The 18,839-nt window shown below is 71.4% G+C and carries 16 protein-coding genes; 8 read left to right on the forward strand and 8 right to left on the reverse strand.

Going from position 1 to position 18,839, the window contains the following annotated elements:
• Positions 1-41: 41 nt before the first annotated feature.
• Positions 42-2,120 carry a prolyl oligopeptidase family serine peptidase gene (locus HC031_RS04900; RefSeq protein WP_167923922.1) on the reverse strand — a complete coding sequence of 693 codons (2,079 nt, stop codon included), beginning with the start codon at positions 2,118-2,120 and terminating at the stop codon, positions 42-44.
• A 102-nt stretch (positions 2,121-2,222) separates the two neighbouring features.
• On the opposite strand from HC031_RS04900, the gene HC031_RS04905 reads away from it, so the two are divergent.
• Positions 2,223-2,657 (forward strand): protease inhibitor I42 family protein, encoded by a 435-nt coding sequence (locus HC031_RS04905; protein ID WP_167923923.1) that lies wholly within the window; start codon positions 2,223-2,225, stop codon positions 2,655-2,657.
• Here HC031_RS04905 and HC031_RS04910 read toward each other — a convergent pair.
• From HC031_RS04910 to HC031_RS04930, 5 genes are all read right to left on the reverse strand, one after another.
• Entirely contained in the window at positions 2,654-3,049 is a 396-nt protein-coding gene (locus tag HC031_RS04910) for a hypothetical protein (RefSeq protein WP_167923924.1), read from the reverse strand. The two genes, HC031_RS04905 and HC031_RS04910, sit on opposite strands and share 4 nt — an antisense overlap.
• Positions 3,050-3,058: 9 nt before the next feature.
• Positions 3,059-4,606, reverse strand: coding sequence for a hypothetical protein (locus HC031_RS04915; RefSeq protein WP_167923925.1), 1,548 nt, complete (start codon positions 4,604-4,606; stop codon positions 3,059-3,061).
• A gap of 27 nt (positions 4,607-4,633) precedes the next feature.
• A complete protein-coding gene (locus HC031_RS04920) occupies positions 4,634-4,936 on the reverse strand; it encodes a hypothetical protein (protein ID WP_167923926.1) in 303 nt (100 codons plus the stop codon).
• Between the two features lie 68 nt (positions 4,937-5,004).
• A complete protein-coding gene (locus tag HC031_RS04925) occupies positions 5,005-5,910 on the reverse strand; it encodes a MaoC/PaaZ C-terminal domain-containing protein (RefSeq protein WP_167924058.1) in 906 nt (301 codons plus the stop codon).
• A gap of 2 nt (positions 5,911-5,912) precedes the next feature.
• On the reverse strand, positions 5,913-7,232 hold the full coding sequence (locus HC031_RS04930) for a 3-oxoacyl-ACP reductase (RefSeq protein ID WP_167923927.1): 1,320 nt from the start codon (positions 7,230-7,232) through the stop codon (positions 5,913-5,915).
• A gap of 73 nt (positions 7,233-7,305) precedes the next feature.
• Between HC031_RS04930 and HC031_RS04935 the strand changes: the two genes are divergently transcribed.
• A complete protein-coding gene (locus HC031_RS04935; RefSeq protein WP_167923928.1) occupies positions 7,306-8,640 on the forward strand; it encodes an acetyl-CoA C-acetyltransferase in 1,335 nt (444 codons plus the stop codon).
• Positions 8,641-8,783: 143 nt separating this feature from the next.
• Here the strand turns inward: HC031_RS04935 and HC031_RS04940 are convergent, their stop codons facing one another.
• Positions 8,784-9,353: a hypothetical protein gene (locus HC031_RS04940; RefSeq protein WP_167923929.1), complete on the reverse strand. Its 570-nt coding sequence runs from the start codon at positions 9,351-9,353 to the stop codon at positions 8,784-8,786.
• Between the two features lie 63 nt (positions 9,354-9,416).
• Here HC031_RS04940 and purB point away from each other — a divergent pair, with 63 nt between their 5' ends.
• From purB to purL, 4 genes are all read left to right on the forward strand, one after another.
• Positions 9,417-10,850: an adenylosuccinate lyase gene (gene purB, locus HC031_RS04945; protein WP_338090481.1), complete on the forward strand. Its 1,434-nt coding sequence runs from the start codon at positions 9,417-9,419 to the stop codon at positions 10,848-10,850.
• Between the two features lie 156 nt (positions 10,851-11,006).
• Positions 11,007-11,261, forward strand: coding sequence for a phosphoribosylformylglycinamidine synthase subunit PurS (purS, locus tag HC031_RS04950; RefSeq protein ID WP_167923930.1), 255 nt, complete (start codon positions 11,007-11,009; stop codon positions 11,259-11,261).
• Entirely contained in the window at positions 11,258-11,938 is a 681-nt protein-coding gene (gene purQ / locus HC031_RS04955; RefSeq protein WP_167923931.1) for a phosphoribosylformylglycinamidine synthase subunit PurQ, read from the forward strand. Before purS ends, purQ begins: the two co-directional genes overlap by 4 nt.
• Positions 11,935-14,619: a phosphoribosylformylglycinamidine synthase subunit PurL gene (purL, locus tag HC031_RS04960; protein ID WP_167923932.1), complete on the forward strand. Its 2,685-nt coding sequence runs from the start codon at positions 11,935-11,937 to the stop codon at positions 14,617-14,619. The genes purQ and purL overlap by 4 nt, the downstream gene beginning before the upstream one ends.
• A 106-nt stretch (positions 14,620-14,725) precedes the next feature.
• Here the strand turns inward: purL and HC031_RS04965 are convergent, their stop codons facing one another.
• Positions 14,726-16,471 (reverse strand): peptidase associated/transthyretin-like domain-containing protein, encoded by a 1,746-nt coding sequence (locus tag HC031_RS04965; protein WP_167923933.1) that lies wholly within the window; start codon positions 16,469-16,471, stop codon positions 14,726-14,728.
• 188 nt (positions 16,472-16,659) lie between these two features.
• Between HC031_RS04965 and HC031_RS04970 the strand changes: the two genes are divergently transcribed.
• Together HC031_RS04970 and purF are read left to right on the forward strand one after the other, a co-directional pair.
• Positions 16,660-17,013, forward strand: coding sequence for a sterol carrier family protein (locus tag HC031_RS04970; RefSeq protein WP_338090482.1), 354 nt, complete (start codon positions 16,660-16,662; stop codon positions 17,011-17,013).
• Between the two features lie 153 nt (positions 17,014-17,166).
• Positions 17,167-18,801: an amidophosphoribosyltransferase gene (gene purF / locus HC031_RS04975; RefSeq protein WP_167923935.1), complete on the forward strand. Its 1,635-nt coding sequence runs from the start codon at positions 17,167-17,169 to the stop codon at positions 18,799-18,801.
• Positions 18,802-18,839: the final 38 nt, after the last annotated feature.

The following is an 18,839-nucleotide window of genomic DNA, read 5'->3' on the forward strand; positions in this document are numbered from 1 at the left end:
GGGGCCGGTCCGCATCCGGGCCGGCCCCGAGATCACGGGCCTCAGGAGGCCCGGCCGACCAGATCCAGCACCCAGGCGTTGACGAACGCCTCTTCCTTCCAGGCGTCGTACCGTCCGCTAGGCCCGCCGTGGCCGGCGCCCATCTCGGTCTTCAGCAGCACCTTCGCGCCGGGCGCGGTGGCGCGCAGGTGCGCCACCCACTTCGCCGGCTCGTGATAGAGCACCCGGGTGTCGTTCAGGCTCGTGATGGCGAGGATCGCCGGGTACCGGCGGTCGGCCACGTTCTCGTACGGCGAGTACGACTTCATGTACCCGTACACGTCCGGGTCGTCGAGCGGGTTGCCCCACTCCTCCCACTCGGTGACCGTGAGCGGCAGCGAAGGGTCCAGGATGGAGTTGAGCGGGTCGACGAACGGGACCTGGGCCACGATGCCGGCGAACGTCTCCGGGGCCAGGTTGGCGACGGCGCCCATGAGCAGGCCGCCGGCCGACCCGCCGCGCGCCACGAGCCGGTCGCTGGCCGTCCAGCCGGACTTCACCAGGTGCTCGGCGCAGGCGATGAAGTCGGTGAAGGTGTTCTTCTTGGCCAGCATCTTGCCGTTGTCGTACCAGCGGCGGCCCATCTCGCCACCGCCCCGGATGTGCGCGACGGCGAAGACGACACCGCGGTCCACGAGGGACAGGCGGGGGATCGAGAACCACGGGTCCATCGAGTGCTCGTACGAGCCGTACCCGTACAGCAGCAGCGGCGTCGAGCCGTCCCGTGGTGTGTCGCGCAGGCAGACGATCGAGATCGGTACCCGCGTGCCGTCCTCGGCGATCGCCCACTCGCGGTGCTGCTCGTACCGCGACGGGTCGTACCCGCCCAGCACCGGCTTCTGCTTGCGCAGCATCAGCGCGCCGGTATCCAGGTCGCAGTCGTAGATCGAGTCGGGCGTGACGAGTGATCCATAGTGCAGCCGGAAGGTGCTGGTGTCGTACTCGGGGTTGGCGTCCGGGCCGACCGCGAAGATCGGTTCGGGGAACTCGATGTCGTAGCTCGGGCCGCCGTCGAACGGCATCACGCGCAGCCCGGTGAGGCCGCCCGAGCGCAGGGAGATGACCATGTGCCGGGCGAACGCGTCGACCTCCAGCAGTCGGGTACCCGGCTCGTGCTCGATCAGCGGCGTCCAGGTGCCGGGCGTGTCGACCGACGTGTACGCGAGCGCGAAGTCCTCCGCGCCGTCGTTGTGCAGGATGAGGAACCGGTGGCCGTGGTGCTCGATCGAGTACTCCACGCCCTGCCGCCGAGGCGTGATCACGCGGGGCGGGGACGTCGGCAGATCGGCCGGGATGACGTGCACCTCGCTGGTGACCTTGCTGTGCACGTCGATGACGATGAACTTCTCCGACCGGGTCAGGTCGACGCCGACCCAGAACCGCTCGTCGGGCTCCTCGTACACGATCTCGTCCTCGGCCGTCGGCGTGCCCCGGACGTGGCGCCAGACCCGGTTGGGTCGCCACGCCTCGTCGACGGTCAGGTAGAACAGCACCGACCCGTCGCCGGACCAGGCCGAGCCGTAGAAGGTGTTCGGGATCTCGTCGTCGAGCACGTCGCCGCTGAGGAGGTCCTTGATCCGCAGGGTGAACCGCTCGTCGCCGTCGAAGTCGCACGAGTACGCCAGCCACCGCCCATCGGGGCTGACGTCGAACGTGCCGAGCGCGAAGAAGTTCCTACCGGCGGCGAGTTCGTTGCCGTCGAGGAGGACCTCCTCGCCCGGCAGCGGGGAGCCGTCCCCGGTGGACGGCGGGTCGGTCTCGCCGATCGCGACGGCCCGCCGGCACTGGATTCCGTACTGCTTGCCTTCGACGGTGCGCGTGTAGTACCAGAACCCGCCCTTGCGGGTGGGCACCGACAGGTCGGTCTCCTTGGTACGGCTCTTGATCTCGTTGAAGAGCGCGTCGCGCAGTGCGCCCAGATGCGCCGTCGCCTCCTCGGTGTACGCGTTCTCGGCCTGGAGGTAGGCGATCGTCTCCGGGTCGTCCTTGTTCTGTAGCCACGCGTACTCGTCGATCACAGTGTCGCCGTGGTGTACCCGCTCGGACGGTACCCGCTTGGCGATGGGTGGCTGGCTCGTCACGCTCGCCCACGTTACCCGGCCTGCCCGCCCTCAGGTGGGGACACCCTGGCGTCGGGGTTGCTGCGTACATTGACGCAGGGCCTCAAGGGGAGGGATCGCGCGGTGCTGCGTCGGCGGTGGTGGCTGTCGGTCCTCGCGGCCGTGGCGGTGATCGGACTCATCGGTGTGGGCGTGGCCAGGGCGGTCCAGCGGGTGCGATACGGCGACATCCACACCGACGGCGGCTCGCCGGTGGTCGCGGGTCCCGGCCACCGGTTTGCGCTGGCCGTGCCGGACCGCGGGGCCTCGGTCGGTGACCACTGGACCGCCACCGTCGCGCCGGACGGCATCGTCGCGCTCGTACGCAGCGAGCAGGTTGCCGGCAACATCGTCGACCGGTTGATCGGCCCGGCGGTCGGCGGTGGCGCCGGCACCCGGTACTTCGTCTTCGCGGCCCGCCGGGCCGGCACCGTGGTGATCACGCTGCACAACTGCTTCCGGGGCTGTGACCGCGGCGCGGACCGACGGGACACGGTGTGGGCGGTGACGGTCCGCTAATGCGAGGGCCGCGCGCTCCGCTGGCGTACGCCGAGGATCACGGCGACGGCCTCCAGCCACCGGGCGAAGTCCTCGTCGGCGTCCGGACCGGACGCGCCGGTAGCCGCCGTCAACCACGCGCGGGCCAGCGCGGTGCGCGCGGCGCCCGGCAGCGGCTCGGGTAGCTGTGCGGCGTAGCCGATGCCGCCCCGCCGGACCACCTCGGCCAGGAACGCCAGGGACCGGGGCCGCACGCCCGCCCGGTCGGCGGCGATGGCGGCCGCGATCCGCGCGTCGCCGAACAGTTCGGCGTTGGCGGGTCCGCCGGCGGCCAGTCCGTGGCGCAGCAGCGCGGGTACGTCGAGGTCGGCCAGTTCGCGGTCGGTGCGGCCGGTACCCGGGATGGGCGGCACGGCAGCCTCCTAACGTCGGGCCACGTTGACGGCGTGCACGGCGGCGGGGACGCCGTCACCGACGACGTTCATACGGTTGTGGACGAAGTCGTCCTCGCTCACCCAGACCGTGTACCCCCAGGGGTTGTACACCTCCAGCATGTCGCCCTGGCGGCCCACGATCGCCATTTCGTGGCCCTGCCGGCCGTCGGAGACGGTGAACGTGACCGGCAGCCCCTGGTCGACGGACTTCTCCACGTCGGGTAGGACGTTGCGGCGGTCTCCGGTCGAGTCGACCGACACCTGGTCGTAGTGCGCGCCGGTGTGCGAGGCCACCTGCTCGTCGGCGACGTCGCGCGCCTGTCCCTCGGTCATGCCGTCGCGGCCGAACAGGTCCTGCAGCCAGTTGCGGCCGCCGTCGTAGACGCGGTGCTGCTCATCGCGCAGCCGCCGGGCGAACGCGTCGCCGTTGTCGTACGCCGGGTCACCCGGGTGGCCGCCGGTGGTCAGCTCCAGCGCGTACAGCGGGTCGACCTTGGCCCGGGCCAGCACGGTCGACATCGCCACGCAGGTCGGCTCGGGGCCTTGCGCCCACGGCCGGCCGCCGAACTCGACCGGGCGCCGCCGGTGGAGCCGGTCGGGCCCCGCGATCTCGCCGATCGGCGTCAGGTGCTGCCGCAGCCAGCGCGGGTCGCCGGCGTGGTCGTGAATCTTCGAGTCGAAGGCTCTGATCTCCTTCACGCTGTAGCCCGCCGCCAGGGCCTGCAGCAGGTAGGCCTGCTCCTGCGGCGAGCGGCACTCGTGCACCAGCCCGATGAAGGATCTGCGGTCGTCCCGGCTGAGCGTGAAGAGGTTCGCGTCCGCGCGGCTCGCCGCGGCGGCCGTGAGGATCAGGTTGGCGTCGTACGGGCCGCCCGGGACGGCGGCGTCCGCGATGACCAGCTGTTCGAGGTTGTCCAGCCCGGTGAGCCTCATCCGGGCGGCGTGCGCCCGCGCCGACAGCTCGGCGAACTGCCGCGCCAGCAGCCGGCTCGCCTCGTCGAGGTGGCGCGCGCCGGCGACCATCGCCGAGATGCCGGCCTTCGCCTCGTTGTGGGCGTGCTCCATGGTGGCGTTGTCGTAGTCGAACGGGCCGCGCAGCCGTAGGCCGTCCAGCAGGGACACCGCGTACTCGAGGTGTCCGCGGCCGCGGCGGTCGGTCGCGCGGGCTTCACCGATCGCCTCCACGAACCGGGCGAGCGCCTGCGCGGCTTCGTCGAAGACCTCCCCGGTGCGTCGCAGTTCGTGGTCGAACGCCATGGCGCAGGTCTCGGCGCGGTCAGCGGCCGTACCGGTCCAGACGGCCGACACCCTGTCCCTGACCTCGGTCCGAGCGAACGTACGTTGCGCGTCGCACTCGTGCGCGGCCGCCCGGAGCGCGGCCACGCGCTTGTCGAGCTCGTCGACCGACCCACGTGGCGGCGGCTCCCGCTGTGCCCGCTCCACCTCACGGAGTAGCAACGTGACGCCGAGAAAGCCGTAGTGGTCGTCGATGGCTTTCTTGATCTTTTCCAGCCGCTCGAGCGCGGTCCCGCCCACCGTCGTCTCCCCGTCGTCAGGCGCCGCTCAGCGAGGGCCCAGGCGCTCGGCCGCGTCGGCGTCGCCGCCTACGTAGTTGTCGATCGCCTCCCGCACCGACCCGCTCCACTCGTGTGCCGCCCAGGACGCGATCTTCACCTCGTCCGTCCACACTTTGAGCAGATCGCTCCAGGCCTTGGCCGCGCCGTACTCGGCGAACACGGCGTCGTCACCGCTCGCGTACCGACGCAGGCACCGGGACACCCCGGTGAGGGCGTTGCCGAGCCGATCCATGCTGTCGGCGATCGGCGCCAACCGCGCCGGGTCGACGCGAAACGACGGCTGGGTCATGCGATCCTCCCCGGGCTGGCGAACCGACCAGAGTCTATGGATCGGTCCGCCGTCCGGGGACCCCGAAGTTACGGCCTGTGGATGACTTCCCCGGACAGGTGCGGCTTGCCGGATTTCGCACCGTGCAGCGCGAACCGCCAGTCCTCGACGCCTGACCGGGTGGCGCTGAACGCCACCGTCGACGGCAGCGGCACCGGCAGCTTGAACGACACGTCGACCCCGTACGTGCGGGGCAGCCGCCCTTCGAGCGCGGCCAGGCACCGGGCCTTGCTCCACATCCCGTGCGCGATGGGGGTCGCGAAGCCGAGCAGCCGTGCCCCGATCCGGGAGGTGTGGATCGGGTTGTGGTCGCCGGACACGTCGGCGTAGTCGGTGCCCACCCGGGGCGTGACCCGCCAGAACGCGCTCGCGTCGGGCGGGGCGGTGCGATCGGCCCGCCGGTCGCCCCCGCCGGGCGGTCCGGTGCGGTCGCCCCCGCCGGACCCGGACCTCTTCTCCCGGCGCAGGTACACCGACCGGCCCGTCCAGGCGATCTCGCCGTCGACGAGCGCTTCGGCGACGAGGTCCACCTGCCGGCCGCGCTCGTGCGGGCGCAGGTCTTCCGCCCGTACCCGCAGCTCGAAACGGTCGGCGGCGGTCAACGGCCGGCGCACCTCGATGCGGTTGGCGACGTGGACGAGTCCGACGAGGCCGAGCGGGAAGTCGGGCCGGGCCATCAGCGCCACCGCCAGCGGGAACGCCAGGACGTGCGGGTACGTGGCCGGAAGCTCGTCGCTGAGCCGGAACCCGCAGACCCGGTCGTACCGGGCGAGGTGGGCCCGGTCGACGGCGACCTCGCGTACGCGAAGCTCGGTCTCCGGAAGCGTGTCCGGAGCGCCTCCCCCACCCAGAATCCTGTGCCGGGCGGCGGTCAGCCCCGCGCCGCGGTAGAGCGGCCCCAGCCGGGGTACCTCGGTCAGCTCCTCCACGGCCATACTCACGCCCCCAGCAGGCTCTGGCCGCAGACCCGGACCACGTTGCCGGTGATGCCCGCCGACGCGGGGCTGGCCAGCCAGGCGATCGTCTCGGCCACGTCGACCGGCTGGCCGCCCTGGGACATGCTGTTCATGCGCCGGCCGGCCTCGCGAACCATGATCGGCATCGCCGCCGTCATGCGCGTCTCGATGAAGCCGGGCGCCACCGCGTTGATGGTGACCCCCTTGTCCGCGAGCACCGGCGCGTACGACTGGACCAGGCCTATGACGCCGGCCTTGGACGCGGCGTAGTTGGTCTGGCCGCGGTTGCCGGCGATGCCGGACATCGACGACACGGACACGATCCGTCCGCCGGCCGGCAGCAGGTCGGCCGCGAGCAGCGCGTCGTTGACCCGCTCCTGGCTGGACAGGTTGACGTCCATCAGGACGTCCCACTTGTCCTCCGACATCCGGGCGAGCGTCTTGTCGCGGGTGATGCCGGCGTTGTGCACGACGATGTCGACGCGGCCGTGACGTTCGGAGAAGTGGTCGACCAGGCGCTGCGGCGCGTCGGCGGCGGTGAGGTCGAGCTGGAGGGCGCTGCCGCGGATGTCGTTGGCGACGGCCGACAGCGGCTGGCCGGCCGCCGGGACGTCCAGGCAGACGACGTGGGCGCCGTCGCGGGCGAGAAGGCGGGCGATCGCCTCGCCGATGCCGCGGGCGGCGCCGGTGACGAGCGCGATCTTGCCGTCCAGCGGCTTGGTCCAGTCCTTCGGCTGATCCACGTGTGCCGGCCCGACCCGTACGACCTGGCCGGACACGTACGCGGACTTCGGTGACAGCAGGAACCGCAGCGTCGACTCGATCGCGTCCTCGGCGCCCGGTGCGACGTACACGAGCTGCGCGGTGGTGCCGCGGCCGAACTCCTTGCCGACCGAGCGTACGAACCCTTCCAGCGCCCGCTGTGCGGTGGCCTCGCGCGGATTCGCGCAGTCCTGCGGCGCGGTGCCGAGCACGACGACCCGCCCGCACGGGCGAAGTGAGCGGGCGACCGGGTGGAAGAAGTCGTAGAGCGCGCGGAGCCCGGCCGAGTCGGTGATGCCGGTCGCGTCGAAGATCAGCCCCGTGTACGGGCCGTCGCCCTCGATCGCCGCGCCCAGCGACCGGAGCAGCTTGCGTACCGGGTCGGCGAGCCGACCGGCGCCGCCGACCAGCACGGTGCCTGCCACGTCGGGGTCGCCCGGCTGGTATCTGCGCAGCCGTAGCGGTTCGGGCAGGCCGAGCCGCTTGACCACCGCCCGGCCGGCGGGCGTGTTGGCGAAGCTGGTGTAGCGATCGGACATGGCTGCCGCTCCTCCTAACTTCTTACTCATGCGTAATCTTACTCGTGAGTAAGTCTGTTGGTAAGGTGGCGGTATGCAGTCAGCTCCACGCCGTGTGGCGATCCTCGGTGGCAACCGGATTCCCTTTGCCCGATCCAACGGGCCTTACGCCCGCGCCTCGAACCAGGACATGCTGACCGCCGCGCTGGACGGGCTCGTCGCCCGGTTCGGCCTGGCTGGCGAGCGTCTCGGCGAGGTGGTTGCCGGCGCCGTGCTCAAGCACAGCCGGGACTTCAACCTCACCCGCGAGTGTGTGCTCGGCTCCCGCCTCGACCCCCACACCCCCGCGTACGACGTGCAGCAGGCCTGCGGCACCGGCCTCGAGGCGGTCACCCTGGTGGCCAACAAGATCGCCCTTGGGCAGATCGACGCCGGCATCGCGGGCGGGGTCGACACCACCTCCGACGCGCCGCTCGCCGTCAACGAGGACCTGCGCCAGGCGCTGCTGGAGCTCAACCGGGCCCGCTCGCTGCAGCAGCGGCTGGCGGCGATCGCCAAGCTGCGGCCCACCCAGCTCGTCCCGGACATCCCGCGCAACGGCGAGCCCCGCACCGGGCTGTCGATGGGTGAGCACGCGGCCATCACCGCCAAGGAGTGGGGAATCGGCCGCGAGGAGCAGGACGAACTGGCGCTCCAGTCACACCAGCGGCTCGCCGCCGCGTACGACCGCGGGTTCTTCGACGACCTGCTCACCCCGTACCTCGGCCTGACCCGCGACCAGAACCTCCGCCCGGACACCAGTCTGGAGAAGCTCGCCTCGCTCAAGCCGGCGTTCGGGACCGGTCTGGGTCGCGGCGTGGCGTCAGACACGCCGAGCCAGACTGGTCAAAAGGGCGAGGGCGCGACGATGACGGCCGGCAACTCGACCCCGCGCTCCGACGGCGCGGCTGTCGTGCTGCTGGCCAGCGAGGAGTGGGCCGCGGCCCACCACCTGCCGGTGCTGGCGTACTTCGAGACCGCCGAGACGGCGGCGGTCGACTTCGTGCACGGTGGCGAGGGCCTGCTGATGGCCCCGACGTACGCGGTGCCCCGGATGCTGGCACGCGCCGGCCTGGGCCTCGGTGACTTCGATTTCTACGAGATCCACGAGGCGTTCGCGTCGCAGGTGCTGGCCAGCCTCAAGGCGTGGGAGGACCCGGCGTACTGCAAGGGCCGGCTCGGCCTGGACACGCCACTCGGCGCGATCGACCGGTCGAGGCTGAACGTCGCCGGCTCGTCGCTCGCCGCGGGCCACCCGTTCGCCGCGACCGGCGGCCGGATCGTCGCCACGCTCGCCAAGCTGCTGCACGAGAAGGGATCGGGCCGGGGCCTGATCTCGATCTGCGCCGCCGGTGGCCAGGGCGTGACCGCGATCCTGTCCGCGAAGTAGACGACCCTTACGGCCTCACATGCTCACCCCCACGGAATGGGTGCCGCTGCTACAGTTGATGCGAGCCGCCCGCCGCTGACGGGTCGGAAGTGGACCGAGGACTCCTGATGGATTTCAGGGCCTCGGTTCCGCGTTTTCAGGGATCAGCCCAGCTCCACTCGGTAGTGGGTAACGAGGCCAGCCAGTTCCTGGGCGAGCAGGTCACCGCGGTCGAGCTCCGCGCCCACCGCGCCGGCGACGATGTCGGGGACCCAGAGCAGTGGTTCGCCATTGGGGCCGGTCGGGTAGCCGTGCTCGACGACGATGTCCGAACCGATCAGTCCGGCGGCGCGAAAGGCGTCTACCGCTTCGATGTCGCGAGTGTTCAAGCGGGGTTCGCGGGCCTCCATGACGACTCGGGCAACCCCGGCCTGTTCCAGCTCGAACAGCAGTCGGCGCAGGCAGTGTCGGCGGGCGCGCTCCTGGCGGCGCGGATCCAGGGGAGCGGCGATTACAACAAGGTGCAGTGCCGGTAGTCCGGCGACGGCACTGACTGCCTTGCGCTGCACCGGCGTGGCCGCCTGTCGCCAGTGAAATCGCTGGCCAGGCTTGGCGAGTGCAGCCACCGCATGCCGCGCCTGCTCCTCGTGCTCAACCTCCAGGCAGGCGGCGGCGAGCACGTACACGCCGACACCGGCGCGCATCGACTCGTCACCGTCGGCGGTCCACGTCACCGGCGTACGGTACGCGTCAGCACCGACACCGAGGGGGCGCGAGCTGCCTGGGATACTGACCGGGTGACGGAGAAGCCCCTGGTCCCTGACGTCCTCGCCGCCCGATACGCCTCGCCCGAACTGGTCACCCTCTGGTCGCCGGAGGAGAAGGTACGCGCGGAGCGCCGCCTCTGGCTCGCGGTCCTCTCCGCGCAGCGCGACCTGGGCGTCGAGGTCCCCGACGGCGTCATCGAGGCGTACGAGCGGGTCCTCGACCAGGTCGACCTGGCGTCGATCGCCGCTCGGGAGCGGGTCACCCGGCACGACGTGAAGGCGCGTATCGAGGAGTTCTCGGCGCTCGCCGGGCACGAGCACATCCACAAGGGGATGACCTCGCGCGACCTGACCGAGAACGTCGAGCAGATGCAGATCCGGGCCTCGCTGTCGCTGATCCGCGACCGGATGGTCGCCGCCCTCGGGCGGCTGGCCCGCCTGGCGATCGAGACTGGCGACCTGGTCATGACCGGGCGTTCGCACAACGTGCCGGCGCAGGCCACGACGCTCGGCAAGCGCTTCGCGAGCGCCGCCGAGGAGCTGCTGATCGCGTACGAGCGGGTGCAGGAGCTGATCGACCGGTACCCGCTGCGCGGCATCAAGGGTCCGGTCGGCACCGCGGCCGATCAGCTCGACCTGTTCGACGGCGACGAGAGCAAGCTCGCGCGCCTGGAGGAGCGGGTGGCGGCGCACCTCGGCTTCCAGCGCGTACTGCACAGCGTCGGCCAGGTCTACCCGCGTTCGCTCGACTTCGACGTGCTGTCGGCGCTGGCCCAGGCGGTGGCCGGCCCGTCCAGCCTGGCCACGACGATCCGGCTGATGGTGGGCCAGGAGCTCGTGACCGAGGGCTTCAAGCCCGGCCAGGTGGGTTCGAGCGCCATGCCGCACAAGATGAACACCCGCTCGTCGGAGCGGATCAACGGGCTCGCCGTCGTGGTGCGCGGATACCTGCACATGGCCGGCGAGCTGGCCGGTGACCAGTGGAACGAGGGCGACGTCTCCTGCTCGGTCGTCCGCCGGGTGGCGCTGCCGGACGCGTTCTTCGCCGCCGACGGGCTGTTCCAGACCCTGTTGACCGTACTCGACGAGTTCGGTGCCTACCCGGCCGTGATCAGTCGGGAACTTGACCGGTACCTGCCGTTCCTCGCGACGACGAAAGTGTTGGTCGCGGCCGTCCGCAAGGGCGTCGGGCGGGAAACCGCCCACGAGGCGATCAAGGAGCACGCGATCGCGGTCGCTCTCGCGATGCGGGAGAAGGGCCAGGGCGACAACGACCTGTACGACCGGCTGGCGGCCGACTCCCGCCTGCGCCTGTCCCGCGCCGAGATCGACGCTCTGGTCGCCGACCCGTCGGCGTTCACCGGGGCCGCATCCGCGCAGGTCAAGGCCGTCACTGACCGGATCGCGGCGGTCGTCGCCCGGCATCCGGAGGCGGCCGCGTACGCGCCGGCGCCCATCCTGTAGCTCTTGGCGGATCTTGGACACTTGTGCGGCCTGTGGGTGGCACAAGTGTCCAAGATCGTAAAGCGCCCAGATGCTGGTCGTCACACAGGCGGTAGCCGGCGTTTGCCGTGTAACGGGTACGCTAGGGCGCCTGCGTCGAACAGTCAGGAGTGCTCCGTGGCCCGCGTCGTGGTGGACGTCATGCTCAAGCCCGAAATCCTCGACCCTCAGGGTCAGGCCGTCGTCGGTGCCTTGCCACAGCTCGGCATCGAGAACGTGCGGTCGGTCCGCATCGGCAAGCACATCGAGATCGAATTCGATGGGGAGGCCGACCTCGACCGCGCGCGCGAGATCGCGGACAAGTTGCTCGCCAACCCGGTGATCGAGGACTTCACGCTGCGTGTCGAAGAGCTCGAAGAGGCGGACCGGTGAGCATGCGGATCGGTGTCGTCACGTTCCCCGGGTCGCTCGACGACCGGGATGCTCAGCGTGCCGTCCGGATCGCGGGCGGGGAGGCCGTGTCGCTGTGGCACGCCGACGCCGACCTGCACGGCGTCGACGGGGTGGTCCTGCCCGGCGGGTTCTCGTACGGCGACTACCTGCGCTGCGGCGCGATCGCCCGCTTCTCCGCGGTGATGGAGTCGGTCGTCAAGGCCGCGCACGACGGAATGCCCGTGCTCGGCATCTGCAACGGCTTCCAGATTCTGTGCGAAGCACACCTCCTGCCCGGTGCCCTCACCCGTAACCAGCACCTGCACTTCCGCAACCGTGACCAGTGGCTGCGGATCGAGTCGACCGGGACCGCCTGGACCGCCGGCTTCGAGGCCGGCCAGGAGATCCTCATCCCGGTCAAGAACGGCGAAGGTCGATACGTGGCCGACGCGCGTACGCTTGACGAGCTCGAGGGCGAGGGCCGGATCGTCGCCCGCTACGTGCGGGGCAATCCCAACGGATCGGAGCGCGACATCGCTGCGGTCCGCAACGAGGCCGGCAACGTTGTCGGCATCATGCCGCACCCCGAGCACGCCGTCGAGGCGCTGACCGGTCCGTCCGTCGACGGGCTGGGCTTCTTCACCTCCGTGCTCGCACACCTCGGAGCGCACGCATGACCGCGACACCGCGTACCAACGAAAGCGTCGTCGCGCCGGCCCCCGTGGACCGGCCCGACGAGGTGGAAAACCCGACTCCAGCAGCCACCGTAGCGGAGACTGCCGGCGAGAGCGTCACCGTCGACGTGACCGACGCCGCCATCTCGCCGTACTACGACGAGGGCCCCGACACCGTCGAGCGGGCCGCCGGCACCCCGGACGAGGACCAGCCGTTCCTCGAGCTGGGCCTGCGCGACGACGAGTACGCCCGGATCCGGCAGATCCTCGGGCGGCGTCCGACCCAGGCCGAGCTGGCCATGTACTCGATCATGTGGAGCGAGCACTGCTCCTACAAGTCGAGCAAGGTCCACCTGGAGCAGTTCAAGGCGAAGGCTCCGAAGTCGGACCGGATGCTCGCCGGCATCGGCGAGAACGCCGGGGTGGTGCAGATCTCCGACACGCTCGCGGTGACGTTCAAGGCCGAGTCGCACAACCACCCGAGCTTCGTCGAGCCCTACCAGGGTGCGGCCACCGGCGTCGGCGGCATCGTCCGGGACATCCTCGCCATGGGCGCCCGGCCGATCGCCGTGATGGACGCCCTCCGCTTCGGCGCCGCCGACCACCCGGACACCAAGCGCGTCCTGCCCGGCGTCGTGGCCGGCGTCGGCGGGTACGGAAACTGCCTGGGCCTGCCCAACATCGGTGGCGAGGTCGTGTTCGACCCCTGCTACCAGGGCAACCCGCTGGTCAACGCGCTCAGCGTGGGTGTGCTGCCGGTCAGTCGCCTGCAGAACAAGGCCGCGGCCGGCACCGGCAACGTGGTGATCCTGCTCGGCGCCAAGACCGGCCGCGACGGCATCGGCGGCGTCTCCGTGCTGGCCAGCGCCACCTTCGAGAGCGGCAGCGAGGGGCGGCGGCCGTCGGTGCAGGTCGGCGACCCGTTCATGGAGAAGCTGCTGATCGAGTCGTGCCTGGAGGTCTACGACGCCGGGCTCATCGTCGGCATCCAGGACCTCGGTGGCGCCGGCCTGACCTGCGCGCTCAGCGAGACCGCGGCGGCTGCCGGCACTGGCATGGACATCGACCTGGATCTGGTGCCGCTGCGCGAGCCGTCCATGGAGCCGCACGAGATCCTCGCGAGCGAGTCCCAGGAGCGGATGCTGCTGATCGTCGAGCCTTCCAAGGTCGACAGCGTGCTCGCGGTCGCCGCGAAGTGGGGCGTGCTCGCGACCCCGCTCGGCACGGTGACCGACACCGGCCGCCTGGTCATCAAGTGGCGGGGCAGGCCCGTCGTCGACGTGCCGCCCGGCTCGCTGGCCGACGACGGCCCGGTCTACGCCCGGCCCCTGCGCGAACCGGCGGACCTGATCCTGCTCAACGCCGACCGGGCGGAGACCCTGCCGCGGCCGAAGACCGGCGACGAGCTGCGCGCGACCGTCCTGCGGCTGGCGGCCAGCCCCAACCTGTGCGACAAGACCTGGGTCACCGAGCAGTACGACCGGTACGTGCTCGGCAACACCGTGCTCGCCCAGCCCGAAGACTCCGGCGTGATCCGGCTCGACGAGGAGAGCGGCCTGGGTATCGCGCTGTCGCTGGACGGCAACGGCCGGTACGCCCGGCTCGACCCGTACAACGGGGCGAAGCTCGCCCTCGCCGAGGCGTACCGGAACGTGGCCGTCACCGGCGCCACGCCGGTCGCGGTGACCGACTGCCTCAACTTCGGCTCGCCGGAAGACCCGACCGTGATGTGGCAGTTCGCCGAGGCCGTACGCGGTCTTGCCGACGGCTGCCAGGAGCTGGGGATCCCGGTCACCGGCGGCAACGTCAGCTTCTACAACCAGACCGGGGCCGCCCCGATCAACCCGACGCCTGTCGTCGGCGTCCTCGGTGTCCTGTCCGACGTCACGAAGCGGGTGCCGATGGGCTTCTCGGCCGACGGGGACGTCCTGATCCTGCTCGGTCAGACCCGCGCCGAGCTGTCGGGCTCGGAGTGGGCGTGGGTCGAGCACGGGCACCTCGGCGGTCGCCCGCCGATGGTGGACCTCGCCGCCGAGAAGCTGCTCGCGTCCGTCCTGGTGACCGCCGCTGAGCGGGGCCACCTCGGCGCCGCGCACGACCTGTCCGACGGCGGCCTGGCGCAGGCCCTGGTCGAGGCCTGCCTGCGGCACAACCTCGGCGCGACGATCTCGTTCCCCGACGAGGTCGACCCGTTCGTGCTGCTGTTCTCCGAGTCGGCCGGCCGGGCGCTCGTCGCGGTGCCGCGCGGGCACGAGGAGGAGTTCCTGGCGCTGTGCACGGAGTGGAACCTGGCCCACGCCCGTATCGGCGTGGTCGACGGCCGCAGCGCGGCCCTCGAGGTCAGCGGCCAGTTCCGCATCCCGTTCGCCGAGCTCCGGGAGGCGTTCACGTCGACCCTGCCGGGCCTGTTCGGCCACGTGGTGGGCGCCACCGGGCAGCAGGACGCCCCGGCCGCCGGTGCTGTCGCCGACGCGGCGGCTGACACCGCACCCGAGGCCGACCTGGCGCTCGAAGCTGACCAGGCGGCCCGGGGTGAGCTTGCCGCCGAGGCGGTGGTCGCCGCGGACGCGACGGACGGCACCGAGCCCGGCGAGCCGGCGGCGGAGGCCGCGGAACCGGCCAAGCCGGCGGCGGAGGCCGCGGAACCGGCCGAGGACGCGACGGAGACCGGCACGTCGGACTGACGCGGGCCTGCCGGTACCCGGCAAGCTGTCGGTCAACAGTTCATAGAAAAGGGCGGCGGGGTTCGTGGAAACGAACCCCGCCGCCCTTTTCGCTGCGGCTTGAACCCTAGTCGTCGAGCCAGTTGAGCTGCTGCCGGTCGCCGCCCTGACCCGCCTGCGGCGCGCCGCGCCGGGCCGCACCCGCCGTGGGCGCCGGCGGGGGCTCCTCCTGGTGGTACGGGTCCTGGGGCGGCGGGTAAGCGGCGGTGTTGTCGTAGCCGCCGTGCTGCTGCTGTGCGCCGTAGCCGCCCTGCTGGGGCCCAGCGGCGGGGTAGGTGCCCCCGTCGCCCTGCCACGGCCGGGTGGCCTCCTCGTAGCGCGGAGGGGCACCGGCGGGGCCGCCGTAGCCCGGCTGCCCACCGTAGGCCGGCTGCTGCCCGCCATAGCCGGGCTGCCCGCCGTAAGCCTGCTCGCCGCCGTAGCCGGGCTGTCCCCCGTACGCCGGCTGACCGCCGTACGGGTTGCCGTACTCGCCGCCCTGCATCGCGCCCGGCCCGTACATGGCCGTCGGAGCGCCGGCGTAGCCCTGCTGCTGCGTCGCCTGGTCGTAGCCGGCCGGGTAGCCGACCTGGGTCGGTGCGTCGTAGCCGCCGTACCCGTTCGGTGCCGGCGGGTAGCCGGGGTGCTGGGTCGGGTAGGGAGCCGCGTACGGGTCGGGGAACTCGTCCTCCGGACGCGCCGGGGGGATGATCGCGGTGGCCGCGTCCGAGACCCCGGGCATCCCCATCGCCTGCGTCATGCCGGGATGTCCGACCATCGGGGCGCCGCCGTACATCCCGGCACCGGCCGGTCCGTTGGGGCCGCTCGGCGCGGCACCCTCGTCGCCTTCGTCGTCGTCGCGCTTGCGGCGGTTGACGAACATCATGACGAACACGCCGATGCCGGCCAGGACGAGCAGCACGGCCAGGACGAGGATGATCCACGAGACGGCGCTGAGGCCGGTGCTGGAGGCCGCCTTCTGGGTGTTCGGAGCGGCCGCCTGCGGCGTGGCCCCGTCGGCGCTCGGGGCCTGGCCGTCGAGGCTGGGCAGCGCTTCCGGGCTGGCCGAGTCGCTGGCGACGGCGGTCGGCTTCAGCGCGAACACGACGTTGACGGACTGGCCGGCCTGCGCGTCGACACCCTTGACCTGGGTTTCGTACCCGTTCTTGCTGACGCCGATCTGCAGGGTGCCCGGCGTGATGGGCTTGTCCGATGTCGCGGTGAACTTGAAGTTGCCGTTGTTGTCGGTGCCGGTCTGGCACGGCGACTTCCCCGGCGCGCAGGCGCCGTTGTCGCCCAGCGCCACCAGGGCGTTCTTGACCGCGGCGCCGGTCGTGGAGTCCTTCACCGTGCCGGTGACCTGCGTGACCGTCGGCGCCTTCGTCGGCGACGGCTGGGGGCCCTTCACGGTGGCGCTGAAGCTCCCCGAGTCGCTGGCGCCGGTCGTGTCATTGGCGGTGACCGTGCCCTGAATCTGCTTCGACTGCCCGGGATCGACGTTCCCGGTCGCCTGCAGGGTGATGCGCACCGTCTTCGACGACGGGGCGGTGAAGGTGAGGGTGCACCGAACGCCGTCCCAGCCCTGGCAGTCCGCGGCCGTGGCGGTCGCGTTGGTGGGGTTCGGCAGCGTGAGGGTGACCTTGGCCGCCGGCGACGTCTCGGTCACCGTGACGTTCAGCGTCTGCTGCTGGTTGGGGGCGAAGTCCGGCAGCGATCCGACCTTCACCGTGACGGTGCCGGGGTCGGCGTACGCGGGGCCCGCGATGGCCAGGGCACCGAGCGCGGCGATCCCCGCCACGCCGGCGCCCATCAATGCTTTCGGGTGTCTGGTCACGCCGCCAGCCCTCCGGTTCGTTCCCCGCTGAACCTCATCCGAGCCCTTCCCCGCCGCTGTCGACTGCGCCATGTCGAGCGGCGTTCCTGTAGCGTGCTGCACCGCAGCAAACTATGCCTTGTCCATCGGCCTGCGCGAAAGGCAGGCACGTGTTGCCATCGTCCTACGGCCGGTCGTATCGTCCGGACGTGTCCGACAAGCCACCGTATTACCAGGCTGTCGCGGCTGTGCTTGATGCGCTGGCAAATGGCCGTACTCCAGACCGCGCGACAGTACGCGACGCCGTGCGGACAACGCTTTCCGTGCTAGCGGCCAAGTCTCCGGGCCGTTCGGTGGAGGTGAGGGTTCCTCCGTACGGAGCCGTCCAGTGTGTGGGTGGTCCTCGCCACACCCGGGGCACGCCGCCGAACGTGGTGGAAATGGACCCGGTGACCTGGCTTGAGCTGGCCATCGGCCGCACTGGCTGGGCCGCCGCGGTGACTGCCGGCCGGGTCGCCGCAAGCGGCGTTCGGGCGGACTTGTCGTCTCTCCTTCCGCTGTAACGACGGGGTGGGCGACTAGATCACGGCCCATGTCCGAATTGTGCCAGTGGGTCGGAGTATGAACCTCGGGTACGCTGGGTGCCGCGACGACCAGCGTGTGCGTGGCGGCAACGTCACCCCGACGCCCCACGGCGACATTTCACAGGAGCGGCAGTGCCCCGAGGCGACGGTCTGCTTACGCATGACCTCGATCCCCAACACCCCGGCCCGCAGGATGCGTGTGGCGTCTTCGGCGTCTGGGCGCCCGGCGAAGAGGTCTCCAAGCTGACGTACTTCGGGCTGTACGCGCTGCAGCACCGGGGCCAGGAGGCGGCCGGCATCGCCGTCTCCGACGGGTCGAGCGTGGTGGTCTACAAGGACCTGGGCCTGGTGGCACAGGTCTTCGACGAACCGACCCTGGCGAGCCTGCGCGGCCACATCGCCATCGGTCACGCGCGCTACTCCACCACCGGCGCCTCCACCTGGGAGAACGCCCAGCCGACGCTGCGGGCGACCCCGCCGCGCGGCCCCGCCGGGGGCGAGTCGGCGGCCACGACGATCGCCCTTGCGCACAACGGCAACCTGGTCAACACCGCCGAGCTCGCGCGCCGCGTGGCCGAGCTGGGCATCACCGACACCAACGCGACCTCGGACACCGCGCTCGTCACGGCGCTTCTCGCGGCCAAGCCCGACCTGTCGGTCGAGGCCGCGGCGCTCGAGGTGCTCCCCACCCTGCGCGGCGCCTTCAGCTTCGTCTTCATGGACGAGAACACCCTGTATGCGGCGCGCGACCCGCAGGGGGTACGGCCGCTGGTGCTGGGCCGCCTGGAGCGGGGCTGGGTGGTCGCGAGCGAGACCGCCGCCCTCGACATGGTGGGCGCCAGCGTGGTCCGCGAGATCGAGCCGGGCGAGCTGGTCGCGATCGACGAGCACGGGCTGCGCTCGAGCCGGTTCGCCGTCCCGGACCCCAAGGGCTGCCTGTTCGAGTACGTCTACCTGGCGCGCCCGGACAGCACGATCAGCGGCCGCAACATCTACGCCGGCCGGGTGGCGATCGGGCGGGCGCTCGCCCGCGAGTACCCCGCCGAGGCCGACCTCGTGATCCCGGTTCCCGAGTCGGGCACTCCGGCCGCGATCGGGTACGCGGAGGAGTCGGGGATCACCTACGGCGCCGGGCTCGTCAAGAACGCCTACGTCGGGCGCACGTTCATCCAGCCGTCGCAGACGATCCGTCAGCTGGGCATCCGGCTGAAGCTCAACCCGCTGCGCGACAACGTACGGGGCAAGCGGGTCGTCGTGGTCGACGACTCGATCGTGCGGGGCAACACGCAGCGGGCGATCATCCGGATGCTGCGCGAGGCCGGCGCCGTCGAGGTGCACGTCCGCATCTCGTCTCCGCCGGTCAAGTGGCCGTGCTTCTACGGCATCGACTTCGCCACGAAGGCCGAGCTGCTCGCCAACGGCCTGGACACCGAGGGGATCCGGCGGTCGATCGGGGCCGACTCGCTGGGGTACATCTCGCTGCCGGGCCTGATCGCGGCGACCGAGCAGCCCAAGACCCGGCTGTGCCGGGCGTGCTTCGACGGGGAGTACCCGATCGACCTCCCCGCCGATAACGTCATCGGCAAACACGTGCTGGAGGGGCTGGCCAAGACGGCCAGCAGTTCCGGTGGCCGTGCCCCGCGGCGCGAGGCGGACTCGTCGCACCCCGGCGAGAACGCCCGGCGCGCCGGTAATGATCTGCAGGCTGGCGGCGGCGATCGCGTCGCGGCAAGTCCCGGCGGCGCGGATGCCCTGTTGCGTCCGTGACGTGAGGTTCGACCCGCGGGCGTCGAGTAATCGATCCG

Origin of the sequence: Planosporangium thailandense, assembly GCF_011947195.1 — a bacterium.
Taxonomy (GTDB): Bacteria; Actinomycetota; Actinomycetes; order Mycobacteriales; family Micromonosporaceae; genus Planosporangium; species Planosporangium thailandense.

Bases quoted from the DNA above. Each gene is read 5' to 3' on its own strand.
- HC031_RS04935 (WP_167923928.1), top strand. From the start codon at position 7,306: ATGCAGTCAGCTCCACGCCGTGTGGCGATCCTCGGTGGCAACCGGATT.
- HC031_RS04925 (WP_167924058.1), bottom strand. From the start codon at position 5,910: ATGGCCGTGGAGGAGCTGACCGAGGTACCCCGGCTGGGGCCGCTCTAC.
- HC031_RS04930 (WP_167923927.1), bottom strand. From the start codon at position 7,232: ATGTCCGATCGCTACACCAGCTTCGCCAACACGCCCGCCGGCCGGGCG.
- purL (WP_167923932.1), top strand. From the start codon at position 11,935: ATGACCGCGACACCGCGTACCAACGAAAGCGTCGTCGCGCCGGCCCCC.
- HC031_RS04920 (WP_167923926.1), bottom strand. From the start codon at position 4,936: ATGACCCAGCCGTCGTTTCGCGTCGACCCGGCGCGGTTGGCGCCGATC.